This is a genomic window from Serratia sp. A07 (assembly GCF_058725505.1).
The window spans coordinates 1-1,719 of the sequence record NZ_JBZXDO010000146.1; the positions used below are offsets into that span (position 1 = coordinate 1).

3 protein-coding genes are annotated in these 1,719 nt (G+C 61.9%); all 3 read left to right on the plus strand.

Features of this window, described 5'->3' with window-relative positions; genetic code table 11:
• On the plus strand, window positions 1-287 hold a 287-nt coding region (locus AC4PR2_RS28650; protein ID WP_492176017.1), incomplete at its 5' end, for a DUF1380 family protein.
• 625 nt (window positions 288-912) lie between these two features.
• On the plus strand, window positions 913-1,278 hold the full coding sequence (locus AC4PR2_RS28655; RefSeq protein WP_492176018.1) for a hypothetical protein: 366 nt from the start codon (window positions 913-915) through the stop codon (window positions 1,276-1,278).
• A gap of 137 nt (window positions 1,279-1,415) precedes the next feature.
• A partial coding sequence (locus AC4PR2_RS28660) for a ParB/Srx family N-terminal domain-containing protein (RefSeq protein ID WP_492176019.1) occupies window positions 1,416-1,719 on the plus strand: 304 nt, incomplete at its 3' end.

Below are 1,719 nucleotides of genomic sequence, written 5' to 3' on the forward strand. Positions count from 1 at the left end.
ACCCCACCAATCTGGATGTGCTGGCCATCCTCGAGTCCATTGGCTGCATGGCGATTGATGACTATCAACGCAGCGGTATCGGCCAGAGTGATATCGAGGCGATGATGGTGTCCATCCAGGAGGCCCGCGACGCCACGCCGTACGTGAGCGTCGATGCGCAGGCGCTGGAAACCGTGGTGTCACTGGCGGCACTGGCGATAGATGCCGATGACCCGCTCAGCAAGGAAGGTGAATTTATCGACGATATGGCCGCCATTGAGAAAGTGCGCACGGCGTTGAGACGTTAAACCGTTTTCAGGCCGCTGATGAGGCGGCCTGCATGAGCTGAAGGGGACGTTTGGCCGCGCGCAAAACCCCTTCCCGCCGCCTGCGGCGGCCGGCAGGCGAGGACGTGCGGCTGCGCCGCCCGCTGTCGCTGCCGTTCGGGGCTGACTGGCTCTCCAGCTGCTGTTTTGCCTCTTCCTCTTCATCTTACTGTTTGTCTTAACTTTCCTGGTGTTGTTAAGCCGCGTGTGGGGCTGGGCGTCCGGTCGGCTGTCATGCTTCGCACAGAGCCGGCTTCGCCGTCTCTGCCCGGCCCTTCGGGCAGCGGGTTTCCATCCTGACGCAAGGGCACGCTTGCAGCGGCAAGATTGCCGCGCCGCGCCAGGCTCACCGCCCGGCGGTGCCGGGCTTCAAGGCCGCCCCGGCGTGACGCCGTGGCGGGTGTGTTCCTGCTCATCTTACCGGTGGCACTCTCTCATCGGCCCTTGCGCGGCCGCTTTTGTCGCACCGTCGCCCGCGTGCCCGCAAGGGTTAATGGCACGCCGCACGCGGCGCCCTTGCGTTCCCCCGTTCGCCGTCGCAACTCAGCGTTTTCGCCGCGAAAGGTCCCGACGAGAGATAGATAAACCACCGAAGGAGTAAATCAGCATGAACACACAAAACGTCAACGTCAAAACCGCCGCTCAGGAACCCTCGGAGAGATATGCGATGAAAGAAAATGCGGTTACAGCCAGTCGTTCGCCGGATTTTCCAGAGATACGGCGCAGCGCCTACACCAACAGCGAGCATCTGACCGTGCCGCAGGTGTACGACCTGTTCCGGTACGTGTGCGATGCCGCCGGACGCTCAACCGGTACGCTGCTGCCGCCCGACCTGCCGGAGGACGCGGAGTATCTGTATGTGGCCTTTGACGGTCATGCGGATTCGGTGGCGGTATGGCTGGTTGACGGCTGGCCGCTGGCGGCGAGCGATGAACTGAGTCTGGTGCACTGGTCACTGCTGAGCAGAAAGTAAAAAAGCAGCGCTGGGGGCGCTGCTTCTTCACACCGGTAGGACGGGCAATCCGTGCGCCGGTATCCATTATGACTATCAGAGGTGTTCAGATGAACATGATTAAAGCTACTACAGAACCAAAGGTAAGTAAAACTGATGTGATTGAAAATGTGCTCGCCGTCGCGCCGGTTATTACCGTGCCGCTGGGCAAGCTGGTGAAATCCGACCTCAACGTGCGCAAGCGCGACCCCAAGCCGGAGGCCATTGCGGAACTGGCGGCCAGTATCCGTGCGGTGGGGGTGCTGCAAAATCTGGTGGTGTGCAAGGTCAGGGGCGGCAAGTATGCGGTGGTGGCCGGTGGGCGCCGTCTGCTGGCATTGCAGGCGCTGCGTGAGGCGGGCGATATAGACGATACCTACCCGGTGCCGTGCAAGGCGGTGCCTTTGGCCGATGCGGTGGTGG

Excerpts from the sequence above, each read along its gene's own strand:
- AC4PR2_RS28655 (WP_492176018.1), top strand. The coding sequence starts at position 913 with ATGAACACACAAAACGTCAACGTCAAAACCGCCGCTCAGGAACCCTCG.